Genomic DNA, 24,412 nt, shown 5'->3' on the forward strand with positions numbered 1-24,412 from the left:
ATTTTAAACGAAAGCATTTATCGATGTAAAATACAGTTTCAGCTGATTCAGCAGCAGGCCACGATTATCTACCAATCCCTTTACTTGCTATTCTTTCGCTTAGACAATTGAGATAAACCATTGATTAACAGCCACTGCAGTATTGTATCGTTCTAAAATTATGTACCTTTTCTTCATTAGCTGTTCCGTCGTTTCGATTTATGATACCATACTTTCCTACTAGGAATGAAAGGATATATTTTTCATCGATAAAAATAAAAAACTCATTGCAGCAGCTGCAATGAGTTATAACAATTCTTCATAAGTATAGACGCCCCAAATTGTGCCGTTTGATGCCTAGTGCTTTGGCCCGCCCTCGGCAGGTGGGTGTCCTGTTCCACTTTGTTGCAAGTCCTTCACGAAAAAGGCATTTGCGCAAGCGGTAAACTCCGGACTCCCGTTAAAAGAAATGTTCGGTCAAAACAAAAAGGATGCATAACGTACACTTCAGGACGTCTATTAATTGATTTAATCATATCAAAAGCAGGTTACTTTTTCAAGCCCGATTCCATTTTTGAGACCTTTAGACTAAGCTCTTTAAGCTGGCTTTCAGATACTTCACTCGGTGCATCTGTCAACAGGCAGCTCGCGCTTGCAGTCTTAGGAAATGCAATCGTATCACGTAAGTTTGAACGGCCGGAAAGTAACATGACTAAACGATCCAATCCCAAGGCAATTCCACCATGTGGTGGAGTACCATATTCAAAGGCTTCCATTAAGAAACCAAATTGCTCGTTAGCCTCTTCTGGTGTGAATCCGAGGACCTCAAACATTTTTTCCTGAATAGCACGTTCAAAGATACGTAAGCTTCCTCCACCCAATTCATAACCATTTAACACAAGGTCGTAAGCAATTGCTTTTACTTCACCAGGGTTTTCGTCAAGCAAAGAAATTTGTTCTCTAACAGGCATTGTGAATGGGTGATGAGCTGCATAATATCTTCCATCTTCTTCTTTATATTCAAGAAGCGGCCAGTCAGTTACCCATAAGAAATTAAATTTACTTTCATCAATTAGGTTTAATTCTTTTCCTAATTTATTTCGTAAATTACCCAATGCGTCTGCGACTACGGATTTCTTATCAGCAACAAAGAGCAGCAAGTCTCCAGCTTCAGCACCAGTAACCTCGATTAAACCTTTTCCGTCTTCATCCTGGAAGAATTTTGCGATTGGTCCTTTTAGACCTTCTTCCTCCATCTTCATCCATGCAAGCCCTTTTGCACCGTAGCGGGCAGCAAATTCACCCAATGCATCAATATCTTTTCTGGAGTAATTAGAAGCAGCACCTTTTACATTCAATGCCTTAACCTGTCCGCCGGATTCCACTGCACCTGTGAAGACTTTAAAGCCTGAATCTTTAACGATATTGCTAACGTCAATTAATTCCATCGCAAAACGAGTATCAGGTTTATCAATACCATATCGGCTCATCGCTTCATCATACGTCATTCTCGGTAGTGGTAAAGAAAGCTCGATTCCTTTGACTTCCTTCATCACTTTAGCCATCATGCGTTCAGTCAAATCCTGAATATCCTCTTGGCTCATAAAGCTAGTTTCAATATCGATTTGTGTAAACTCAGGCTGACGGTCTGCACGTAAGTCCTCATCACGGAAACAACGTGCCACTTGATAATAGCGTTCAATTCCGGAAACCATCAATAATTGCTTAAAGATTTGCGGTGATTGTGGCAATGCATAAAATTCACCTTCATGCACACGGCTTGGTACCAAGTAATCACGCGCACCTTCTGGAGTACTCTTAGTTAAAATAGGTGTCTCAATATCAAGGAATCCTTCTCCATCTAAGAAGTCACGGATTGCTTTAGTCGCTTTATGTCTCATTTTAAACGTTTCGAACATAACCGGACGACGAAGATCTAAATATCGGTAAGATAAACGAAGGTCCTCAGATACTTCTTCGTTATCTGTAATCGCAAATGGAGGTGTTTTGGATTCATTGATAATGATTACCTCTTCTGCCTGAACTTCAATACTACCTGTTTTAAGGTTTTTGTTTATCGTTCCCTCTTCACGCGCTACCACTTTTCCCCGTACGCTTAATACATATTCACTTCTGATTTTTTCAGCTAGACCTAGGGCTTCAGGTGATAAATCTGGGTTAAATACAACTTGGACAATGCCTGTACGGTCTCTTAAATCGATAAAAATCAACCCGCCAAGGTCACGTCTTTTTTGGACCCACCCTTTGACAGTGATTTCTTCTCCGATTGCTGTTACCGGTACTTCTCCGCAAAAATATGTTCTTCCGTACACTGTAATTCCTCCTATTATCTTCCCAGTTTAGTTTTTAATTCTGTTACTAACTCAGCGAGCCCCACTTGCTGTTGCTCACCGGTTTGCATATCTTTTAAAGAAATTTTATTTTCTTTCAGCTCATCTTCTCCAAGTACAGCCACGAATTTGGCATTTACACGATCCGCCGCCTTAAATTGGCCTTTTGCTTTGCGATCGGAATAATCCTTTTCAGCTGAAATTCCGTTGCTGCGCAACTCATCTACCAGTTTCACAGAGTAATCCTTTGCTTCGTCGCCAAGTGAAACAATAAAACAATCCACACTTTTTTCAATCGGAAGCTCAATATTTTCGACTTCAAGTGCAGATAGCAATCTTTCAATACTTAAAGCAAATCCAATCCCAGGGGTTTCAGGACCGCCCACCTCTTGAACAAGTCCGTTATAACGGCCGCCTCCACAAAGAGTAGTAATTGCCCCAAATCCTTCAGAATCGAGCATGATTTCAAAAGCTGTATGATTGTAATAATCAAGTCCGCGAACCAAGCCTGGATCCACAACATAAGCAATTCCGATCGCATCCAAGTACGCTTTTACTTTGTTAAAATACTCGGTAGACTCTTCATTTAAGTAATCGATAATGGACGGTGCGCCAGACATTAATTCATGATTACGGTCCTCTTTGCAATCTAGTATTCGTAATGGGTTACGTTCTAAGCGATTTTTACAATTTGGACAGAATTCCTCAATCCGGGGCTTAAAGTGCGCAATCAAAGCTTCTCTGTGTTTTGCACGGCTTTCCTTGTCTCCAAGACTGTTGATCACTAGCTTCAGATTCTTTAACCCTAACTTTTTATATATATTCATGGCTAATGAAATTACTTCTGCATCAATTGCCGGATCGGAACTCCCTAAAGCTTCCACACCAAACTGTACAAATTGTCTGAAACGCCCTGCCTGTGGACGCTCGTATCGGAACATAGGCCCAATATAGAACAACTTAACAGGTTGAATAGCATTCCCATACATTTTATTTCCCACAAAGGAACGAACTACCGCTGCCGTACCTTCCGGACGCAAAGTTAAACTGCGGTTTCCCTTATCCGTAAATGTATACATTTCTTTTTGTACAATGTCTGTTGTATCTCCCACACCTTTTTCAAATAACTCGGTACTTTCAAAAATTGGTGTACGTATTTCTTGATACTGATACACTGAGCAAATTTCTTTTGCTACGTTTTCGATATACTGCCACTTTTCTGATTGACCAGGAAGGATATCCTGGGTTCCCCTTGGTATTTGAACGGCCATATCAAAATTCCTCCTTAAAATGCAATCTATAACCATTTCCAATTGGCACGGCTTGGTAATTTTAGGTAAAATAAAAACAACTCCCAGTCCCATGCATATGCAAGGGACGGGAGTTGTTACCCGCGGTGCCACCCTAGTTGGAGCATAAAAAGCTCCCACTTTTACAGTTAACGCCTGTTTAACGTTCATCCCCTACTAGAAACTAACGTTTTTTCAGGGCGAAACCTACGGTGTGTTCGTTCATATGGGCACATGCAGAAGTGTTTTCAGCCTAAGACACTTCTTCTCTGATCATGTGTGATCTATATTACTCTTCACCATCATTGGAATATAATATGTATTTTTATTTAATTAATATTACGAAGTAACTTCCTAGTTGTCAACCCTTAAGAACGTCCAAGTTTCTTTTTTAGTTGTTTCACGTCTCTGACGGACAGGCCAAATTCCGAAGCAAGCTCCACCATGGAATTATTCTGTTCTTTAACCAAAAAATCATGAAAATCCACTCCGAATATTTGTTTACCGGCATTTTGTGTGATTAATCCCTTTTCACTGTATCTCATATCATGAACACCCCTTATTTATTTAAACTACAGATTGTCTTAATCAGTATTCCCGACTGTGTAAAGTATCTTTCATAAAAAATATTTTTTCTTTAACAAACGCCTGGCCCTGATTTTTAAAGAAGGAGCGATTATTATCTTGCTAAAAAAAATTTTGGTTTTTCTATGTGTAACCCTACTGCTTGCGCCGATGAAAAATTCTATAACAACCGCACATGCAACGATCGATAAAATTGTGGTTAATGAGCCATCTATTTATGTCCGGGAGGAGGCAAATATAAAGGCATCCATCATCGATGAAATCCAGGCGGGGAGTGTTTATGATGTCCTGGAAATAGATGAAGATTGGATTAAACTAAAGCTCAGTGACAAAAAAACAGGATGGGTAGCCAGCTGGCTCGTTACAGGCTATAAAGAAGCGGATCTTACCTCCGATTCCGGTATTGTTACTGCAGACGGTCTACGTGTTCGAAAAGGCCCAGGCACAGAGTTTAAGGTACTCGGCAATCTTCCTATCGGAACAGTAATTCACATAATAGAGAAACAGGATAGCTGGATTTCTTTCACCTATGAGGACCATATAGGCTGGATCCACAGCAACTACATACATCGACATCAATTACAAAAACCCTCAAAGAGAATCCGTATAACAGCTTCCGTACTAAATGTACGAGCATCGGATAAACCAGATGCTTCAATCATTGGAACAGTAAAAAAAGATGAGGAGTATACCGTCCTCAAAAAAAATAGAAAAATGCTTAAAATTGAACTTCCATCTAAAAAAGAAGGATGGATCCCAAGTTGGTATACAAAATCAGAGAGTGAACAGAATTCAAGTCTTCAAAGGAATGAGTCATTAATGGGGAAAACTATTATCCTGGATGCCGGTCATGGAGGCACTGACGGCGGAGCATCCGGACCAGATGGCACTTTAGAAAAAAATCTAACGCTTCAGACCGTTAAACTGGCATACGAGAAGTTACGAACAGCCGGAGCGAACGTGGTCATGACTCGTTCCAGCGATCGGTATGTAGCGTTACACGCAAGGGCCAATCTTGCAAATATGAATACAGCCGATGCCTTTATCAGTTTTCATTATGATAGTAATCAGAATGGAGATAAAAGTGGTATTAAAACATATTATTATTATTCCTATCAAAAGCAACTAGCCTTAACTATTCAAAAATATTTATTGCAAAACGAGACACCGTTAAATGACCAGGGAGTAAAGCAGGACAACCTGCACGTTTTACGAGAAAATCTTCGACCGGCTGTTTTATTGGAATTAGGCTATATAAATAATCCTGCTGAGGAAGCTCTTATCCAAACAGAATCCTATCAGGAGACCATCACAGATGGTCTTGTAAATGGATTAGCTGCCTACTTTTCTGATTTAGAAATTTAGCGTCCCGAAAAGCTATGATTTATGAAACACGTTGTGAAGATCAACAGATTTATTCTTAATAACTTGGATCCTCCCTTTATGCTTTTAATTGATAGCATAAAGGGAGTTTTTTATGGATAATTCTTTGGGTGGAGAATGTAAATTACTTAGAGGTATTGGCTGGTTGAATTATTGGTGTGTTTGGCTGGATTATTGGTAGAATCGGCTGGATTATCGCCCAGTTCGGCGGATTTTCCCCATGTACCGGCTGTATGACTTAGTTCGGTTCCTTTCTTTTCTGCTCTGGCTGGATTATCGCTCAGTTCGGCCTGTTTTTCTCTGTATCGGCTAAATCGCTCAGTTTAGCTGATTTCAAACCTGAAATATAAATTCAGCTAGATCACTAATTATTGATTTACAAAAAAACACCTCCATATGTCTGAAATAACTCAGATATATGGAGGTGTACGGTTTTAAAGAAAGCTACTGCGCTGCTTAACTTTTAGTTTTTGCTTTCGAGAATAAGCGTCACAGGTCCGTCGTTAATGAGCTCGACATCCATCATCGCCCCGAATCTGCCTGTTTCCACTTTCAACCCTTTTTCTCTCAGCATTTCATTAAACATATCATACAATTTTTCAGCTTCATCGGGCTTGGCTGCTGCCATAAAGTTTGGGCGCCTTCCCTTGCGGCAATCACCATATAAGGTAAATTGGGAAATCGATAAAATTTCACCGCCCACATCAAGCAAGGAATGGTTCATCTTCATATTCTCGTCTTCAAATATGCGCAGATGAACGATTTTATCAGCAAGGTAACGGCAATCCTCTTCCGTATCCTCATGAGTAATTCCAACTAATAACACAAACCCGGAGGTAATGGCGCCGATTGTTTCACCATCGACACGCACTGATGCTGCCTTTGAACGTTGCAATACCACTTTCATTTTTTTACCCCTAACTCATAATTCTTCTGACAGAATAAATATCGGAAATTTGCTTAATCCGTTCAACTACTTTATGCAAATGACTTACATTATAAATTGATATAGACATGGTAATTGTCGCACTTTTGTTCCTGTCTGTACGACCTGATACAGCCGTGATATTGGTCTTCGTTTCACTAACAGCTTGAAGCACTTCATTTAACAAGCCGTTCCGGTCAAATCCATTTATTTCGATATCAACATTGTATTCTTTTCGAACGCTCTAACTGCTTTCCCATTCTACCGGGATAATCCGTTCTTTACTTTCTTCATCCAATACATTGACACAGTCTGCCCGATGGACCGAAACACCGCGTCCTTTTGTAATGTACCCAACTATTTCATCACCAGGAACAGGATTACAGCAGCGTGATAATCTGATTAACATATTGTCAATCCCTTTTACACGGACCCCGGAATCCTTCTTCTTCGTTTTCGGAATCATACGCAACTCAGAGACTGCATCAAGCAAGCTTACTTCCTGATCTTTTTCTCTCTTTTTACGAAGCTTATCTGTTAACCTTGTCGCAATTTGAGCAGCTGTTATTCCGTTGTAGCCCACTGCTGCATACATATCATCTTCATTGGCAAAATTGAATTTTTCAGCGACTTTCCTCAGGTTCTCAGTAGTACAAACTTCTTTCACATCATATTCCATTGCCTTGACTTCTTTATCAACTAATTCTTTGCCTTTTTCTATATTTTCTTCTCTGCGTTGCTTTTTAAAGAATTGTCGTATTTTATTTCGCGCTTGTGAAGTTTTTGCCAGCTTCAGCCAATCCTGACTTGGGCCATAGGAATGTTTAGATGTTAATATTTCAATAATATCGCCGGTTTTCAGCACATAATCAAGCGTAACCATTTTGCCGTTTACTTTAGCGCCAATCGTTTTATTGCCGATTTCTGAGTGGACGCGGTAGGCAAAATCAATCGGTACAGATCCTTTTGGCAGCTCATACACATCACCTTTTGGTGAAAAAACAAATACCATATCCGCAAATAAATCCAGTTTGAGAGATTCCATAAATTCCTCTGCATTGGTAGAGGCATCCTGGAATTCAACAATCTCTCTGAACCAATCCAGCTTTTTATCCATTCGTTGTGTCGATGTTAGATCTTTGCCTTCTTTATAAGCCCAGTGTGCCGCAATCCCGAATTCAGCTGTTCGGTGCATTTCTGTCGTACGAATCTGTACTTCCAAAGGTTCACCCTTTGGACCAATAATGGTCGTATGAAGAGATTGATACATATTTGCTTTCGGCATAGCTATATAATCCTTGAAACGACCAGGCATTGGCTTCCAGCATGTATGAATGATACCAAGAACTGCATAGCAATCTTTAATACTATTTACAATAATACGGACTGCCGTTAAATCATAAATCTCTTCAAACTGTTTATTTTGAAGAGCCATTTTCCGATAGATACTGTATATATGCTTTGGTCGTCCAAATATATCAGCCTGAATAGAAACTTCCTTCAGCTTTTCCTTCATTCGGTCGGTGACATCTGATAGATACTCTTCTCGCTCCGCCCTCTTCTTTTTCATCAAATTTACAATTCGATAATATTGCTGAGGATTTAAATAGCGGAGAGCTGTATCTTCAAGTTCCCATTTAATCGTTGAAATACCGAGTCTATGCGCAAGCGGTGCAAATATTTCGAGCGTTTCATTCGCAATCCTACGCTGTTTTTCAACAGGTAAATGCTTCAGAGTACGCATATTATGCAGCCTGTCAGCTAATTTAATCATGATTACACGAATATCCTTAGCCATTGCGATAAACATTTTACGGTGATTCTCAGCTTGCTGCTCTTCCTTTGACTTATATTTAATTTTTCCCAGCTTTGTTACACCGTCAACCAAAAGGGCTACTTCTTCGTTAAAGGTTTCCTTAATGTCTTCCAGTGTTACGGAAGTATCTTCTACAACGTCATGCAAAAATCCGCCCGCTACTGTAAATGTATCCATCTCTAAGCCCGCCAGGATGGCAGCAACTTGAATTGGATGGATAATATACGGCTCACCGGATTTACGATATTGCTCCTTGTGAGCTTCTTTGGCGAATTCATACGCTTTTTCTAAGAATGCCACATCTTTATCATTCATATAGTTTCTTGCTTTATCAAAGACCTGCTCAGCGGTATAAATTTGCTCATTTGCCATGAAATCACCTTTTACTCCGTATTTCCACGTTTTTTGCTTATCGTTATCTATGTTAAACCATATAGGTTAATCGTTAAAAAGAGGATTGTTTCTATTATCATCAAAAAAAGTTTTCTTGTAAAGTAACGAACAAGATTTAATCTGTTGTTTCGCTATTATTCGCAATTTGATAATATAAAAAGCGCTCTAATAATTAGAACGCCATTACTATATGCTTAATATTCCATTAATGTGAGTATATCATAGCCGGCAAGTTTTTTCCTGCCCTCAAGGTACGTTAACTCAACTAAAAAAGCTAATCCTGCTACAACTCCGCCAAGCTCTTCAACCAATTTAATAGTCGCTTCCATTGTTCCGCCTGTAGCCAATAGGTCATCAGTAATCAATACTCTCTGACCTGGTTTGATTGCATCTTTATGAATGGTTAACACATCTTTACCGTATTCCAAACCGTATTCAACTTTAAAGGTTTCTCTAGGCAGCTTGCCTTCTTTACGCACTGGCGCAAAGCCAACTTCCATTGCATAAGCTACAGGGCAGCCGATAATGAATCCACGTGCTTCCGGTCCTACAATAATATCAATTTCTTTCTCTTTAGCAAACTTTACAATTTGATCTGTTGCATATTTATATGCCTTCCCGTTATCCATAAGTGGGGTAATATCTTTAAATTTAATCCCTGGCTTAGGCCAATCCTCTACGATCGCTATATATTGTTTTAAATCCATTGCTCAGTTTCCTCCTTGTTTTCCATGTGGGATCGAATCAACTTGCCAAGGTAATCATAAAGCTGATTGAATGAAGCGTATAGAAGCTCTTGTTCCAACGCCATTCTTGCTTGTCTTTCTTGATAGGTCTTAGATTCTTGGAGATCCCGTTTCATACTGGTCCTTACCAAATCAATGAGTCCGTTATTTATTGTAACAAACTCGAGCTCAAAAAACACCTTTGTCATAAAATCAATATTTTCTTTTGACCAGCCTTTATGAATATTCAGCATGGAACGCAGTTCTTTATATGAAATAGGTCCTTTTTTTGCCAACAAGGCATAATACCATTTAAATTGGTCTCTTGTTGGAAACGCTGAGAAATAATCATTTTGAGTGGTACGAAAGTAAACATACACTCTTTTAGGCAATTTTCCAATAAAAAGTGCTTCAAATATATCTTTTTGTGAAGGTAAATCTGCTAAAACTACATGATAGCCGTCTAAAGTTTCCTGTTGAGCTGCTTCTAAAGAGGTAATATGGATAATTTGATCATTCTCTTTAGTAAATTCCGTCAGCCACACCCTACTCTCTTCCTGAAATAAGATGATTTTGCGTGGAGACGGCACTGTCTGAACATGTATTTTCCCCTTATCGCTGCGACAATCAAATAACTGCCACCCTGGTACAGAAAGATCCTGTAAAAACAATTGGGGCTTTTTTATATTATTCCATTCATTTATCGCCAATTCCCCAATTACAGATACCTTGGCCTGCGGAGATAAATGATCAAGGAACTCTCCTAATCCAAACCCAATGGTATCTAACCCAGCATCATTTTGTTCGAGCTGAAGTTTAAGATGAGTTTTATCTGCCCCAATTTTCCTGGAAGTTGTTATTGAGGCATCCTCAATCAAAATCCGCGGTTTTGGGTTTTGCATCCCGTACGGTGCAAGCTGAGACATTTGCTGAATAAGCGTTAATGAAATTTCATCAATCGCAACTAAGCTATCTATCTCAGTAACAGGCTGGAAATCTTCTTCTGTTAGAATTTCATTAGCCTGATTGATCAATCGTTGTCTCAATTCCTCAACATCTTCTATTTTCAATGTCATACCAGCAGCCATAGGATGGCCCCCAAAATGAGGCAGCAGTTCTCTGTTTAAAGATAAGTTTTGAAAAAGATCAAATCCTGGAATACTGCGTGCAGAACCCTTTGCTGTTCCTTTCTCACGATCAATACTTAATACGATCGTCGGACGATAATACTTTTCTACAAGCTTACTGGCTACAATCCCTACTACACCAGTATTCCATCCTTCACGGGCAATAATTAGGACCGGATTGGTTTCAGGTGGATAGTTATTCTCCACTTCCTCAATCGCTTCCTGGGTCATTTCTTTTACGATTGATTGCCGCTCTTTATTCAATAAATCTATTTCGTCGGCTATCGAATCAGCTTCTTCCTGACTTTCTGTAAGTAAAAGCTCTACAGCTGGATCTGCCGATTCCAATCTTCCTACAGCATTTATTCTCGGTGCCAATCCAAATCCAATGGAATCCTCATTTAAGGAATCGCGCTGAATACCTGCTTTTTGACAAAGGGCAAGGATTCCCGGTCTCGTTGATTTCTTTAATGCCTGAATCCCTTTAATCGCAATTAATCTATTTTCATCATGAAGAGGAACCAAGTCAGCTACTGTTCCAATTGCAGCAATGCCAATCAACTCATCAGGCAACTCACCAAGTAAAGCATGGGCCAATTTCATTGCCACACCTGCACCTGCCAACTCTGAAAACGGATAAGTTTCACCCGGCTTTTTGGGATGAAGGATAGCTAATGCCTGCGGTAACTCAGGACCCGGTTCATGATGGTCCGTCACAATATAATCCATTCCCAATTCTTTCGCCACTTGAGCCTCATGAATGGCCGAAATGCCACAGTCTACTGTGATAAGCAACGTAGTTCCCTGTTCTTTTATGAATCGAAAAGCCTCTTCATTTGGGCCATAGCCTTCTGTAAAGCGATTTGGAATATACCATGACACATGTTCTGCTCCCATAATTTTAAGCGTGAGCATTAAGATGGTCGTACTGCTGACCCCATCGGCATCATAGTCTCCGAATATAGTAATCTTTTCGTTGTATTTTACAGCTTTCACAATCCGTCTCACAGCTTCTTCCATACCTGATAGTAAAAACGGATCATAGAAATCCTGCTGGGCTGCATACAAAAAAGACCGCGCTTCTTCTACGGTCTTTATTCCTCTGTTGACCAATAATGTAGCCACAATACGAGGCTGTTCAAGTTCTTGCATGAATAGATTTATAATGGTTTCATCAGCTTTTTTTAAAAGCCAACGTGTTTTTGATTGTAACATATTGTCACCCCTGACCTATCTATTATAAAAAATATCTATCAAAGGTTCAATGAGTGATTCTAAATATTTATGATTTTGGGTGAGTGTTAAGATCATTGTCAGCCAATTCATTATAAGCGATCCGTTCATTTGTTAGTTCTTTTATCTGCTTAGTCAGAGAGATAATACGGACTGCCATTACAGAACCAACAATGATTCCACCCATGGCAACAGATCCTAAAATAACCAAAATCAAGGGCCAATGAGCCGTTCCAAATACATAATTAACATCCACCTTATCCACATTAACAACAGCAAAAATAGCAACGATAAGAGCAAATACTATCCCAAGAATCACGTACCACTGAAGTTTTTTCATATTCCTACTCCTTTATAAAGTATTATGAAAAATTTTAATAAATCATGTATATAGTCTTAATCCCCTTATCTTACAAAGAAAAAACGTACTCCATGTTTGTTAGTCTATTGTTTACCTTTACTAGATCTTGCATACACAGCAAAAAAAGCACACAAAATAATCAGTTATAACACATAAAGTCTTTTTGTGAACTGGTGTAAGCTACCATAAAAACAGCCCGCTTCTCAAGAAAAAGAACCGGGCTGTTTTGTATGAAACATCATTAAACTTGTGGTTGATCGTTGTTTACGCGCTTTTCTTTATATGTTTTGATAACACCTTTCTTCTTCAGCTCTTTGCCTTTTAGGATTCCATAAATAGGGGCTGCAAGCAGAATAGAAGAATACATACCAGTTACCAAACCGATTAATAGAGCAAGGTTAAAATTAAAGATTGATTCGCTTCCAAGGAACATCATCGCCAACACAGTAACTAACACAGTTAGAACAGTATTGATAGACCTGACCATTGTTTGGCGAACACTGATATTGATAATCTCATTAATTTCTTCCTGAGTCTTAATGCGTTTTTTCATTTGCATATTCTCACGAATACGGTCAAACGTAACGATTGTATCATTGATCGAATACCCAATGATGGTTAATACAGCGGCTATAAAGGTTAAATCCACTTCGATTCTAAAAATACTAAATATCGTTATTATCATAAACGCATCGTGCAGGAGCGCCAATATAGAAGGTAGAGCCATTCTCCACTCAAAGCGTAGGGTCGCATAAATAACAATACCAATTGAAGCAATCGCTACCGCAATCAGCGCATTTTTGGCTAACTCCTTACCTATTGTCGGGGATACCGTACTTATATTCGGATTATGCCCATACTTGGAATCAAAGTAATTGTTTAGCTCTGCAATTTCATCTTTTGAAAAGACATCTTTCGTCCGCACAACAGCCGACTTGTTACCCTCACCTGCCATAACGATATCTTGCGAATCAATTTCGTTTTCAGTAAGATCTTTTTGGATTTCATCTACTGATAGTTCTTTATCAGCATTGATTTGAATTCTGGACCCACTGGAAAAATCGATACCTGTATTTAAACCATTTACAAATAAGGATCCTACTCCAATTATGGTTAATATAATAGAAAAGATAAAGAATTTCTTTGCAGGCTTAATGAAATCCCATTTATCAAACTTCGTAGGTAAATATTTATCCTTTTTAAATTCGTTTAAATCATGAATGTCGCTTTTCTTAACCCCAAACCAGCCTGGGCGATTGTTAAGGAAGTTACTGTTCACCCATAAGGACATAATCAATCTTGTACCATACACAGCCGTTATAAAGCTGACTAATATACTGACAATCAAACTGGTCGCAAAGCCTTTGACTGAACTGGTTCCAAAATAAAACAGAACAGCTGCTGCAAGTAAAGTGGTAATATTGGCATCCATTATTGTAGACAAGGAGTGCTTATTCCCCTCTTTATAGGCTGCCTTAATGGAACGTCCCTTACGAATTTCATCCCGGATCCGTTCATTTGTAATAATATTCGCATCGACTGCCATCCCCACCCCAAGTATGAGGGCTGCTATACCTGGCAATGTAAGAACAGCATTCATCCAATCAAATACGAGAATGATTAAATAAATATAGGCAGACAATGAGACAACTGCAATCGCGCCTGGGAATCGGTAATAAGCAACCATAAAGATAAAGATAGCCAGGATCCCAACAATTCCAGCTAATAGCGTTTTATTTAATGCTTCTTCACCGAATTTAGCACCTACAGATGTTGAATAGATCTCATTCAGTTTAACCGGCAGGGCACCTGCATTTAAAATTTCAGCGAGGTCTTTAGCCTCTTCTACAGTAAAGTCACCTGAAATAACGGCTGTATCTGAATTGATCACTTGATTCACGTTTGGTGCTGAAATAAATTTAGGATCTTCTTTTGTGATTTCTTCTTTATAGGAATCTTTTCCTTCTTCAAAATCCAGCCAAATAGCTAGTTGATTCTCTGGCGCCATGGCTAAAATATCCCTTGTAACTTGTCCAAATTTATCTGCATCTTTTAATTGGACCTGTACAATAGGTTGATTGGTTTGGCTATCAAAAGATTGGCTGGCTCCTCCTTCTTTTAAATCCCCGCCATCCATTCTTACTTTATCGTTCACATCACGGAAAGTTAGATTGGCTTGCGTTGATAGAAGTTCCCTTGCTTTCTCCTGATCATCTACGCCTGCTAGCTGTACACGGATCCGATTATTGCCTTCAACTTGAATGCTCGGTTCACTGACACCGAGAACATTAATTCTTCGGTCCAATGCGCTGGCAGTAGCCGCCATTGCTTTTTCATCAATTTTTTGTCCATCTTTTGCTGGCTCCACTTTATAAAGAACTTCAAACCCGCCCTGTAAATCAAGGCCCAGCTTAATGTTTTGCATGATATTAGATGTTGTACCAACAAAGGTAACTCCTAATACGATTACAATAAGGAAGAAAGCCAGGATTCTACTTCTCTTAACCATTATGTAAATAGCCCCCTAATCATAATATCCCGATTGAAGCAGCATGGAAGGACGCTACTTTAATAAAACGTGATTATCCGATTTACTCGGTTCCTATGTTTTATTCCAGTTGTTTCAATCTTTTAAAATTTGATTTTACCGTTCTTATTATGAAAGATAGAATACAAAGTGTCAATTTGATTTCATATGAATTGGAAATTAATGCATGGATATATACCGCTTATATTTCTATAAAATCATGAAAATAAATCTTTGAATTCTTCAAGCCCTGAAGCCATATTTTTCTTCATAGCCTCACCTTCTTTTAATGCCTCTATTGTCGCATAATTCATATAATGTGCCACTTTGACACTCATAATATCTTGAAAAATTTCATATGCCCTTATTTCAGGATTAGGTTTCTTCCATTTTTTATTCGTTAAATACATCCAAATATCGTTTCCCTGAACCTCCGGATAACCTAACAATTGAAATTCTTCTTGTTTACTTTTTAAAGCTGGTAACATTTCTGAACGAAATTTCTCATACGGATGCTGTCTGTCCAATTTAATCGTCCTCCAACCCTCATTTTTCATAGATATTCACTTTTTCTGTGAAGCTTGTCATGGTTAGTCCATTTGCATGCATATAGATAATTGTATATGATTGCTGCTTGTTTGAGAAGGAGGGGAATTGAATGTCCAAGTTTATAAGGGGAACTGTTATCTTATTGATTGCAGGATTCATTACGAAGATCTTAGGATTTATTAATCGAATTGTGATTGCCCGCTTTATCGGTGAAGAGGGCGTCGGTCTATATATGATGGCATTGCCATCATTATATCTAGTGATTGCAATCGTTCAGCTTGGAATGCCCATTGCAATCTCAAAATTTGTGGCAGAGGCAGCAGCAAAAGGGGATCATCATAAAACAAAGAAAATACTGGTTGTGTCCTTATGTGTGACCGGAAGTCTTTCTCTAATTTTCACCCCATTACTATTTATGTTTGCTCCATACTTATCAACTCATGTATTCACAGACTCCAGAACTTTACTGCCTTTATTGGCGATTGCACCAATTGTACCAATAACGGCTGTTTCAGCTGTCTTGCGCGGATACTTTCAAGGGAAACAAAATATGAAGCCCTATGCGATTTCAAATATTATTGAACAAATTGTACGTATTTCAATGATAGCCGCATTGACGAAAGCCTTTTTGCCCTATGGAATTGAATATGCAGCTGCCGGTGCCATGGTAGCCTCAGTCATTGGAGAAATTGCCTCTTTGCTATATTTAATGTTGATGTTTAAATTTAAAAAGAGTTTCAGAATGAGAAAACAATTTTTCAACTATGTTTCATCTGGTAAAGATACATTAAAGGAGCTTTTATCCATTGCCATTCCTACTACAGGAAGCAGGATGATCGGATCTATTACTTGGTTTTTTGAACCGATTGTTGTGGCAAGGAGTCTTTTGGCAGCAGGGGTTGCGACTGGCGTCGCTACTGCACAATATGGTGAACTGGCAGGGTATGCCGTACCATTACTTATGCTTCCTTCCTTTATCACCCATTCACTGGGTACATCATTAGTCCCTGCTGTCAGTGAAGCCTATTATAAAGGAAATATCAAACAAGTGATTCACCGGCTGCAGCAGTCGCTCCGATTTGCTTTTTTAAGTGGCTCCCTAGCCGTGGTCACTCTATATGTACTTGCTGAACCAGTCATGCAGGTCATGTATCATAATGACCATGCCAGCATATATGTACGATTTATGGCACCCTTTTTTCTGCTCTTCTTTTTTCAAGGTCCTCTTCAGGCTACGTTGCAGGCTCTTAATATGGCCAGAGCGGCTATGTTTAACAGTCTAATTGGATCAATAACAAAAATCATCTTAATCCTCACACTCGTAACACAGCCGAATATCGGGATTATGGGAGCTGCTATTGCCATCTGTGTATCTACTGTGCTTGTTACTCTTTTACATTTCGCTACTGTTATGAAGAAAATCCACTTAACCATTTACTTGCATGAATACATCATGGCTCTTGTCGTCATGTCCATCTCCGGATTAATCGGACACATGCTCTATGAACAATGGTTAATCGGAATCCCTATGATTCAGCGTTTGATTATTTCGATAGCCGTTATCGTAATTGTTTTCGCAATCGGTTGTTTATTGACAGGCTTAATACGAAAAAAGGAAATCAGGAGAGTTCCTATTATTGGCCCTCTATTATCCAAGATTGCATTATTTCCATAACAATGAACTACTCACTGTTATTAATATATAGGTCGTCATCTTCTAAACTGCAAAACAGAATTTGTTTTACGTCTGTATAACCTTTTTTAGCTAATTCCTGAATTAGCCAGCTCTCTGATTTTCCAATCTCTCTAAGATTTTGCTTTTGTATCACTCCATCTTGAATGAGAGCAAAGATTGGACCTGGCTGTTTATTTTTTTTAATTGATTTTTTCTTGTAAATCGATAATTTCCCGGAAGGCTCAAAAATGGCAAATTCAACATCACTCATTTTTTCTACTTCTTCATCGCGTAACTGTATAAGCAAATCATCAAAATTATAACGCAGCATTCTCATTGCATTTTTGTCAATTTTTCCATTATGTATAATAATAGATGGCTTTCCATCAATCAGTTTGCGGATGAATGGCACTTTAAGTGATATAAAGGCAAGTATAATTTGAATAATGGATATGACTGCTATCGGCAAAATCGCTTTCCACATACTATCATCAGGATTTTCAATAGCTATAACAGCTATATCCGCCATCATCATAAAAACGACTAAATCTAGAAGACTTAGCTCTCCTATTTCCCGTTTCCCCATGATCCGAAAAACCAACAAAATAATAACATATAAAAGGCTAGTACGCCCTATAATTTCCAAATATTCAAGCAACCTATATTCCCTCCAATCAAATACATCTGTTAGTTTGCTGTTAAATAGAAAAAAATAGTCATTTGATTGACTGGTTGTACAAAAATACATTCTAAATAAAAATAAACAGAATAAATTATTTATAGAGATCCAATAGAAGATAAGGAGGTTGACCATAATCGAAACAAAAAACATAGGTTCTGCCATTTTGTACGGAGTTGTAACCATCTTTATTATGGCTGCTTTGTTCAGCTTATTATTTTCTTTGCTACTTAGATTCACCAGCATTTCTGAATCTTCTCTAACGTATATCATCATGGCTCTCTCTTTTTTAACTTTGTTTATTGGGGGATTTATATCCGGTGGAAAGGGGAAAAAACAAGGATGGCTGCTCGGAGGCAGTACAGGCCTAATCTATACTTTAATTGTTTTCCTCTATCAATATCTGGGGCTTGAGACCGTATTTACATCCACGCAGCTAATCTATAATGGCTGTTTTATTATCACGGCTATGATGGGTGGAGTACTGGGGGTAAATATGAACGGCGGATCACGAAACTAAAAAAACCTAGCCATTCGGCTAGGTTTTTTCATATTAATCTTCTTTCGTTGTTGTTACTGGACTTTCTTTTTTCTCAACTACTTGAGAAACAGATCTTCTATCAAATGTTAGACGAGAACCGTCTGGACTCTTGATAATTACTGTACCTTCATTAATAGAATCAACAGTTCCGTGAAGACCGCCGATCGTCACGACTTTATCTCCTCTTTGTAAGGCAGCTTGCATTTGTTCAGTTGCTTTTTGTCTCTTTTGCTGAGGACGGATTAAGATAAAGTAGAAAAACACCAACAGCAAAATCGGTAGCAAAAATTGGGATAATACCATATTATTTTCACTCCTTTCATTACATTAGTAAGAATGGTTAGAAGTTTTTTGCATTTGGTTTATTGAACCCATAATTCTCAAAAAATTCTTCCCTAAAGTCTCCAAGCCGGTCTTCCCTGATGGCTTGTCGAACTTGCTCCATTAAGTTTAGCAGAAAATATAGATTATGATAAGAGGTTAAGCGAATTCCGAATGTTTCGTCACATCTAATAAGGTGGCGAATATACGCTCTTGAATATGTTTTACAAACATGACAGTCACAATTCGGATCCAATGGACCAAAATCCATAGAATATTTGGCATTCTTAACGACTAGTCTTCCTTCAGAAGTCATCAGTGTACCGTTACGGGCAATTCTCGTTGGCAATACGCAGTCAAACATATCAACTCCACGGATTGCTCCATCAATTAGGGAGTCCGGAGAACCAACACCCATTAAATAACGTGGTTTATTGGACGGCAATAACGGAGTAGTGAATTCAAGAGCACGATTCATGACATCCTTCGGCTCCCCTACACTTAATCCGCCAATAGCATATCCCGGAAAATCCAAAGATACTAAATCGCTGGCACTTTGGCGGCGAAGATCTTCATATTCTCCACCCTGTACGATTCCAAATAGCCCTTGATCATTTGGTCTTTCATGCGCATTCAGACAGCGCTCTGCCCATCTGGATGTTCTCTCAACGGATTTTTTCATATATTCATGTGTTGCTGGATATGGAGGGCATTCATCAAATGCCATCATAATGTCAGATCCTAAAATATTTTGGATTTCCATAGCCTTTTCAGGAGATAAAAATAATTTATCACCGTTTAAATGGTTACGGAAATGCACGCCCTCTTCTTCAATTTTTCTGAATTGACTCAGACTGAAAACCTGGAAACCGCCGGAATCAGTTAAAATTGCACGATCCCAGTTCATAAATTTGTGTAACCCACCTGCAGCCTTAATGACCTCTGTACCTGGTCGCAGCCACAAATGATACGTATTGCCTAATATAATATTGGCACCCATTTGTTTCAATTCTTCTGGTGACATCGTTTTAACTGTAGCCAAAGTTCCTACAGGCATAAACGCGGGTGTTTCAAAAGTTCCATGAGGTGTATGAACCCGTCCCAGTCGGGCTCCTGTCTGTTTACATGTTTTAATTAATTCATAACGGATTGCTGTCAATCGTGATACTCCTCTCAAAAATCTTACTTAATAAACATTGCGTCGCCAAAGCTGAAAAATCTATATTTTTCACGAACGGCAGTATTATATGCATTTAATACATGTTCACGCCCAGCAAGAGCGCTAATCAACATAATCAACGTGGACTTAGGAAGATGGAAATTCGTAATCATTCCATCAATAGCTTTAAATTCAAATCCAGGATAGATAAAAATATTAGTCCATCCACTTGCCTCAGCAAAGCTTCCATTGTGATCGCGGGCAATCGTTTCAAGAGTACGTGTGGAGGTAGTTCCCACCGAGAATATATTACCACCCTCTGCTCTAACCCGATTTAATAGCTGAGCTGTTTCAGCATTCATTTGATAAAACTCAGAATGCATATCATGCCCTTCAATTGTATCGGATGAGACAGGTCGGAAGGTTCCAAGTCCAACATGAAGCGTGATAAAAGCTAAATGTACACCCATTTCTTTAATCTTTGCAAGCAGTTCTTCAGTAAAATGCAGTCCGGCTGTAGGGGCAGCTGCTGAACCTTCTTCCCGTGCATATACAGTTTGATAGCGGTCTTTGTCCGATAACCGCTCTTTAATATACGGAGGCAAAGGCATTTCGCCAAGTTCCTCTAATACTTCATAAAAGATTCCGTCATATTTAAATTCAAATTCCCTGCCGCCATGCTCCATCTCTTTTACACAAACAGCTGTAAGCTGGCCGTCACCAAACACAACCTCTGTTCCAACGCGAATACGTTTCGCTGGTTTGGCAAGCGTTTCCCATACGTCCCCTTTAATTTGCTTCAAAAGAAGAAGCTCTATATGAGCACCTGTATCCTTCTTCTCGCCGTGCAACCTGGCCGGCAATACCTTTGTATCGTTTAGAACGAGGCAATCTCCAGGTTTCAAGAATTCTTTAATATGCTTAAATTGCGTATGATTCACATCACCTGTCTCTTTATCAAGGACCATCAATCTGCTTTCTTCACGTTTTTCAAGCGGAGTTTGCGCAATTAATTCCTCAGGCAGATGAAAATCAAATAAATCTACTTTCATGGTGACACTTCCATTTCTTTAACTAGTAATCATGCAGCACACTCAAATGGCGGAATTTACATCTCTATCTATGACGACAACATTTAATTCATTTAAAACGGCTGATGATATAAAAAAATACTGATAATAAGATACTGACAATAATAGACGTCATAATAGGAAAATAAAATGTAGTATTTCCTTTTTTTAATAAAATATCACCCGGAAGCCGTCCAATTTTAATGAATTGCATTAAAAAACCAACCACAAAAATGGCCACACCTATCATCATAATCGTTTTTGGTAAATGATTCATGAATTTGGCACTTCCAAATTGAAATGGCGATACACATGTTCAGTCACAATCCGGCCGCGAGGGGTACGCTGCATAAATCCAATCTGCATCAAATAGGGCTCATACACATCCTCTATCGTTCCGGATTCTTCCCCAATTGTAGCTGCAATCGTATCCAGCCCTACAGGTCCGCCTTTAAACTTCTCTATAATTCCAAGCAATAACTTTCTATCAATCTGGTCAAGTCCAACCTTATCAACCTGCATTAATTCCAAAGCATAATCAGCTAAACCAAACTGAATATCTCCGTCGCCACGTACCTGTGCAAAGTCACGCACTCTTCTAAGCAATCTATTTGCAATCCTTGGCGTGCCCCTGGACCTGCGGGCAATTTCGCTCGCCGCTGATTCCTCAATAGCCGTATCCAGTACCTGGGCTGTACGTGTCACAATTTCCCGCAGCTGTGACTCAGTATAATACTCCAACCTGGATATGACACCGAAACGGTCACGTAATGGTGCTGATAAAGCACCTGCTCTTGTTGTGGCTCCCACAAGGGTGAAAGGAGGCAAATCCAATCGAACAGAACGCGCTCCCGGTCCTTTACCGATTACGATATCGAGGCAAAAATCCTCCATCGCTGGATACAATACCTCCTCAACAGATTTTGGCAGTCGATGGATTTCATCAATAAATAAAACCTCACCAGGCTGAAGAGAACTTAAGATAGCAGCTAAATCGCCAGGGCGTTCAATAGCAGGTCCAGATGTAGTCCGAATTTCCACTCCCATTTCATTCGCAATGATTGTGGCCAATGTCGTTTTACCAAGTCCCGGTGGGCCATACAGCAGCACATGGTCAAGCGCCTCTTCTCTCATTTTGGCTGCTTCAATAAATACACGTAAATTCTCTTTTACTTTATCCTGCCCAATATATTGTTCAAGTGAATGGGGTCTCAGACTATATTCAAACGTCTCATCCTGATTTTGTGCATGCAGGTCCATGATTCGCTCTTCCAAGTTGTCCACCTCCTATTTCAACATAAGCTGTAATGCACCTTTTATATATTCTTCCGTTGTTTTCTCCTCTTTTTCAAGCTTCGGCACCAATTTCTTAACTTCTTTCTCGGAGTAACCAAGTGCCTGCAAAGCAAGCAATGCTTCTTCCAATGCAATATTCTTGGTGGAGTAGCTCAATTCTTTTCCATCTGCTGTTTGGAATAAATCAGGGAATGCATCTGGAGAAACATCTTCAAGCTTCCCTTTTAGGTCAAGGATCATTTGTCTTGCGGTTTTCTTTCCAATGCCCGGAAATTTAACAAGAAACTTCTCATCCTCAGATTCAATGGCTTCCACAACCTGATCGACTCTTCCACTCGCGAGTACAGCAAGCGCACCTTTTGGCCCGATACCTGTGACATTTAATAATTTTATAAACAGTTTCTTTTCTTCTCTTGAACTAAAACCGTACAGTGCCTGTAAGTCTTCACGTACATAGTGATGTACGTATATTTTCTTTTCCTCGTTCGTTCCGGAAAATACAAATGGATTTGGCGCATGAATTAAATAACCAATCCCGTTATTCTCGACTACTATATATTCAGGACAGACATAGTCTATCCGACCTTTTATAAAATCGTACAACGTTTACCTCTCCTCTAATTCGACTGTAAACCATTGTACCATACTACATTTAACCATTATACACTACCAGCACAAATGTTTGATTTTTTGATTTTTAAGAAAACAGCCAAAAGAGCTGTCGCAGGCAAACGATCAGCTCTTTTATAAATTATTGAAGCGTTTTAGACGTCGGTGTTGAATAAGATTTATAAACTTCCAAGAACTTAAGATATCTTTCTTTATTTACGATCCTAACACCATTCTGCAATTCCGATTTTTCAGTGGATTCCAGCTTCTTTAAATCAATTTGATAGAAAGATTGAATGATTTGATCCCTGGCAGGCTTGCCGTTAAAAATAGTAATCGTTCCATCAGATTTAATCCCAAAATACCCATTTCCCTTTAATAAGGGAGAAATATCATCAACATACGTTTGGAATACAAGCTGCTGATCGTTTTGGTCCACCAATAGCCACTTATCATATTTTCTCCAAAAATCATCCATGGAAATAATCGTTTCCTCGATTTTTTCTTCACTCATCTCTCCATCCAAATATACTCGCTGAAGAATGACTGTTCGCTGGATTGGAGCAATTCCAAGGACCGGACTATCCTGACCGGCATCGTTTCTAACCGCAACACCTACGTGATCATTCATACCTGGAATGACTATTAAACAAAACAAACAAGCCACCAGGAAAAAGTACCGTCCATTCATCTAACCCACCTCACTAAGATGTAAATCAACTCTCCACCAGTATCCCCAAAAAATTGAAATTAATACGAAAAGCTGAGGCGACTGTTCAGGAGCGACAAGCATAAGTAAGAGGCACGCAGGGGACGTCCCTTCCCCGAAGTGGCTATACTTATGACTCGAGGGCCTAGGAGCCGAAGCTGGATCTCACGAAAAGCTGAGACGACTGCACTAAGGACCAAGGACTAAGAACGCCACGTCCTGCAGCAAAATCTTTGTGACTATTGTTTTCTAGAGAGCGGTCCGCTCTTTGTTTATATGTTACCGAATGACATCTTCGTAAGTTACTTGACCTTCTTTTATTCTAATTACATAACCTCTTAACAAATCTATTTCATGAGAGCAAGCGCAATTAAATACATAGGTGTCACCTAATTTGTCCGCTCCAAAATCTTCATGAATATGACCACCTAAATAAATGAGGGGGTTCAGGTTCTCTATCTCCATGCGTAACGACTGGCTTCCCACTCGCTCCCCTCCTGTTATTCTGTCCTGTTTCTCGAATAGCGGAGTATGAGCCACGATAACCAACGGTTCTTTACTTTTTAGTTGTAAGGTGTTTATTTGCTTACGAAATGCTATTTTCAGTTGATCCTCAGAAAGCTCTCGATTTGTGAAAAAAGGTGTTTCCTTGATATATTCAAAGCCCGTAAAGTGAATACCCATATGCTCAACGACTTTACCGTGTAAATTTATGCCGCTCTTTATTTCCGAGTCTACCCAGTCATCGTTTCCTAACACATAATATATTGGAATATCCAAATGTTTAAAAAGACTCGAGATTTCTTGGGCAGATTCCTCCTGGATTGCTTTAAACATCTCAAAAGTGACACTAAATGGTTTTGGATATAAGTCACCCGGGAGAATTAACACATCAACATCTTTTTCTCTTATGACTTCTATGATATGTTTATAGATGTTTCTGTTACCGTGTATATCAGCGATCGAAAGTATATTCATATTGATTCGTTCTCCTCTATCTATTCTAATCATTTGGTTTATTATACTGATTTCAGCTGATTACTGCGGTCTTTTCTGCTCATATTCATTAGTAAGTATCCTTAGCCTTCAGACAGATATCGCTTCTTTCCA

General features: G+C 39.1%; 22 protein-coding genes, 1 other RNA gene, 1 pseudogene and 1 other annotated feature. Of the genes and pseudogenes, 3 read left to right on the forward strand and 21 right to left on the reverse strand.

Annotation, left to right across the window (positions count from 1 at the left end; all coding sequences use genetic code 11):
• Positions 1–308: 308 nt before the first annotated feature.
• The 4 genes from ssrS to FHY45_RS20660 all read right to left on the reverse strand — a co-directional run bounded on the left by ssrS (position 309) and on the right by FHY45_RS20660 (position 4,164).
• Positions 309–496, reverse strand: a non-coding RNA gene (gene ssrS, locus FHY45_RS17015) — 6S RNA.
• 31 nt (positions 497–527) lie between these two features.
• Complete coding sequence (aspS, locus tag FHY45_RS17020; RefSeq protein ID WP_139892609.1) at positions 528–2,312, reverse strand: aspartate--tRNA ligase; 1,785 nt, start codon at positions 2,310–2,312, stop codon at positions 528–530.
• 14 nt (positions 2,313–2,326) lie between these two features.
• Entirely contained in the window at positions 2,327–3,601 is a 1,275-nt protein-coding gene (hisS, locus tag FHY45_RS17025) for a histidine--tRNA ligase (RefSeq protein ID WP_066105436.1), read from the reverse strand.
• 99 nt (positions 3,602–3,700) lie between these two features.
• Positions 3,701–3,934 (reverse strand) — a binding site (T-box leader).
• 53 nt (positions 3,935–3,987) lie between these two features.
• Positions 3,988–4,164, reverse strand: coding sequence for a hypothetical protein (locus tag FHY45_RS20660; protein WP_175354278.1), 177 nt, complete (start codon positions 4,162–4,164; stop codon positions 3,988–3,990).
• A gap of 139 nt (positions 4,165–4,303) precedes the next feature.
• Between FHY45_RS20660 and FHY45_RS17030 the strand changes: the two genes are divergently transcribed.
• A complete protein-coding gene (locus FHY45_RS17030; RefSeq protein ID WP_139892610.1) occupies positions 4,304–5,569 on the forward strand; it encodes an N-acetylmuramoyl-L-alanine amidase family protein in 1,266 nt (421 codons plus the stop codon).
• 481 nt (positions 5,570–6,050) lie between these two features.
• Here FHY45_RS17030 and dtd read toward each other — a convergent pair whose 3' ends face one another.
• The 8 genes and pseudogenes from dtd to FHY45_RS17065 form a co-directional block, all read right to left on the reverse strand.
• Positions 6,051–6,494, reverse strand: a complete 444-nt coding sequence (gene dtd / locus FHY45_RS17035; RefSeq protein ID WP_066105443.1) for a D-aminoacyl-tRNA deacylase — start codon at positions 6,492–6,494, stop codon at positions 6,051–6,053.
• A 10-nt stretch (positions 6,495–6,504) separates the two neighbouring features.
• Positions 6,505–6,735: pseudogene (locus FHY45_RS21275) on the reverse strand (ACT domain-containing protein); the annotation flags it as partial.
• Positions 6,736–6,756: 21 nt separating this feature from the next.
• Positions 6,757–8,700: a RelA/SpoT family protein gene (locus tag FHY45_RS17040; RefSeq protein ID WP_373925495.1), complete on the reverse strand. Its 1,944-nt coding sequence runs from the start codon at positions 8,698–8,700 to the stop codon at positions 6,757–6,759.
• A 215-nt stretch (positions 8,701–8,915) separates the two neighbouring features.
• A complete protein-coding gene (locus FHY45_RS17045) occupies positions 8,916–9,428 on the reverse strand; it encodes an adenine phosphoribosyltransferase (protein ID WP_066105448.1) in 513 nt (170 codons plus the stop codon).
• Positions 9,419–11,788, reverse strand: a complete 2,370-nt coding sequence (gene recJ / locus FHY45_RS17050) for a single-stranded-DNA-specific exonuclease RecJ (RefSeq protein WP_139892611.1) — start codon at positions 11,786–11,788, stop codon at positions 9,419–9,421. The genes FHY45_RS17045 and recJ overlap by 10 nt, the downstream gene beginning before the upstream one ends.
• Before the next feature lie 67 nt (positions 11,789–11,855).
• The gene (locus tag FHY45_RS17055; RefSeq protein ID WP_066105454.1) at positions 11,856–12,146 is read right to left on the reverse strand and encodes a LapA family protein; all 291 of its coding nucleotides are present in this window, start codon (positions 12,144–12,146) and stop codon (positions 11,856–11,858) included.
• Positions 12,147–12,408: 262 nt separating this feature from the next.
• Positions 12,409–14,676, reverse strand: coding sequence for a protein translocase subunit SecDF (gene secDF / locus FHY45_RS17060; RefSeq protein ID WP_066105457.1), 2,268 nt, complete (start codon positions 14,674–14,676; stop codon positions 12,409–12,411).
• A gap of 236 nt (positions 14,677–14,912) precedes the next feature.
• Entirely contained in the window at positions 14,913–15,221 is a 309-nt protein-coding gene (locus tag FHY45_RS17065; protein WP_139063839.1) for a post-transcriptional regulator, read from the reverse strand.
• A gap of 131 nt (positions 15,222–15,352) precedes the next feature.
• On the opposite strand from FHY45_RS17065, the gene spoVB reads away from it, so the two are divergent.
• The gene (gene spoVB / locus FHY45_RS17070; protein ID WP_066105462.1) at positions 15,353–16,918 is read left to right on the forward strand and encodes a stage V sporulation protein B; all 1,566 of its coding nucleotides are present in this window, start codon (positions 15,353–15,355) and stop codon (positions 16,916–16,918) included.
• A 7-nt stretch (positions 16,919–16,925) separates the two neighbouring features.
• On the opposite strand, the gene FHY45_RS17075 is transcribed toward spoVB, so the two are convergent.
• On the reverse strand, positions 16,926–17,576 hold the full coding sequence (locus FHY45_RS17075) for a DUF421 domain-containing protein (protein WP_066105465.1): 651 nt from the start codon (positions 17,574–17,576) through the stop codon (positions 16,926–16,928).
• Between the two features lie 148 nt (positions 17,577–17,724).
• Between FHY45_RS17075 and FHY45_RS17080 the strand changes: the two genes are divergently transcribed.
• Positions 17,725–18,117: a TIGR04086 family membrane protein gene (locus tag FHY45_RS17080; protein ID WP_306821561.1), complete on the forward strand. Its 393-nt coding sequence runs from the start codon at positions 17,725–17,727 to the stop codon at positions 18,115–18,117.
• Positions 18,118–18,150: 33 nt separating this feature from the next.
• Here the strand turns inward: FHY45_RS17080 and yajC are convergent, their stop codons facing one another.
• The 8 genes from yajC to FHY45_RS17120 form a co-directional block, all read right to left on the reverse strand.
• Complete coding sequence (yajC, locus tag FHY45_RS17085; RefSeq protein ID WP_066105468.1) at positions 18,151–18,441, reverse strand: preprotein translocase subunit YajC; 291 nt, start codon at positions 18,439–18,441, stop codon at positions 18,151–18,153.
• A gap of 37 nt (positions 18,442–18,478) precedes the next feature.
• Positions 18,479–19,618, reverse strand: coding sequence for a tRNA guanosine(34) transglycosylase Tgt (tgt, locus tag FHY45_RS17090; protein WP_139892612.1), 1,140 nt, complete (start codon positions 19,616–19,618; stop codon positions 18,479–18,481).
• Between the two features lie 23 nt (positions 19,619–19,641).
• Positions 19,642–20,670 (reverse strand): tRNA preQ1(34) S-adenosylmethionine ribosyltransferase-isomerase QueA, encoded by a 1,029-nt coding sequence (gene queA / locus FHY45_RS17095; RefSeq protein ID WP_139892613.1) that lies wholly within the window; start codon positions 20,668–20,670, stop codon positions 19,642–19,644.
• An 88-nt stretch (positions 20,671–20,758) separates the two neighbouring features.
• Complete coding sequence (locus tag FHY45_RS17100; RefSeq protein WP_066105478.1) at positions 20,759–20,965, reverse strand: DUF2905 domain-containing protein; 207 nt, start codon at positions 20,963–20,965, stop codon at positions 20,759–20,761.
• Entirely contained in the window at positions 20,962–21,948 is a 987-nt protein-coding gene (gene ruvB, locus FHY45_RS17105; protein WP_373925499.1) for a Holliday junction branch migration DNA helicase RuvB, read from the reverse strand. The genes FHY45_RS17100 and ruvB overlap by 4 nt, the downstream gene beginning before the upstream one ends.
• A 27-nt stretch (positions 21,949–21,975) precedes the next feature.
• The gene (gene ruvA / locus FHY45_RS17110) at positions 21,976–22,587 is read right to left on the reverse strand and encodes a Holliday junction branch migration protein RuvA (RefSeq protein WP_066105483.1); all 612 of its coding nucleotides are present in this window, start codon (positions 22,585–22,587) and stop codon (positions 21,976–21,978) included.
• A gap of 148 nt (positions 22,588–22,735) precedes the next feature.
• Complete coding sequence (locus FHY45_RS17115; RefSeq protein ID WP_066105486.1) at positions 22,736–23,284, reverse strand: intercompartmental signaling factor BofC; 549 nt, start codon at positions 23,282–23,284, stop codon at positions 22,736–22,738.
• A 297-nt stretch (positions 23,285–23,581) separates the two neighbouring features.
• On the reverse strand, positions 23,582–24,280 hold the full coding sequence (locus FHY45_RS17120) for a metallophosphoesterase family protein (protein ID WP_180350009.1): 699 nt from the start codon (positions 24,278–24,280) through the stop codon (positions 23,582–23,584).
• Positions 24,281–24,412 lie beyond the last annotated feature (132 nt).

Source organism: Bacillus sp. D386, from assembly GCF_006346415.1.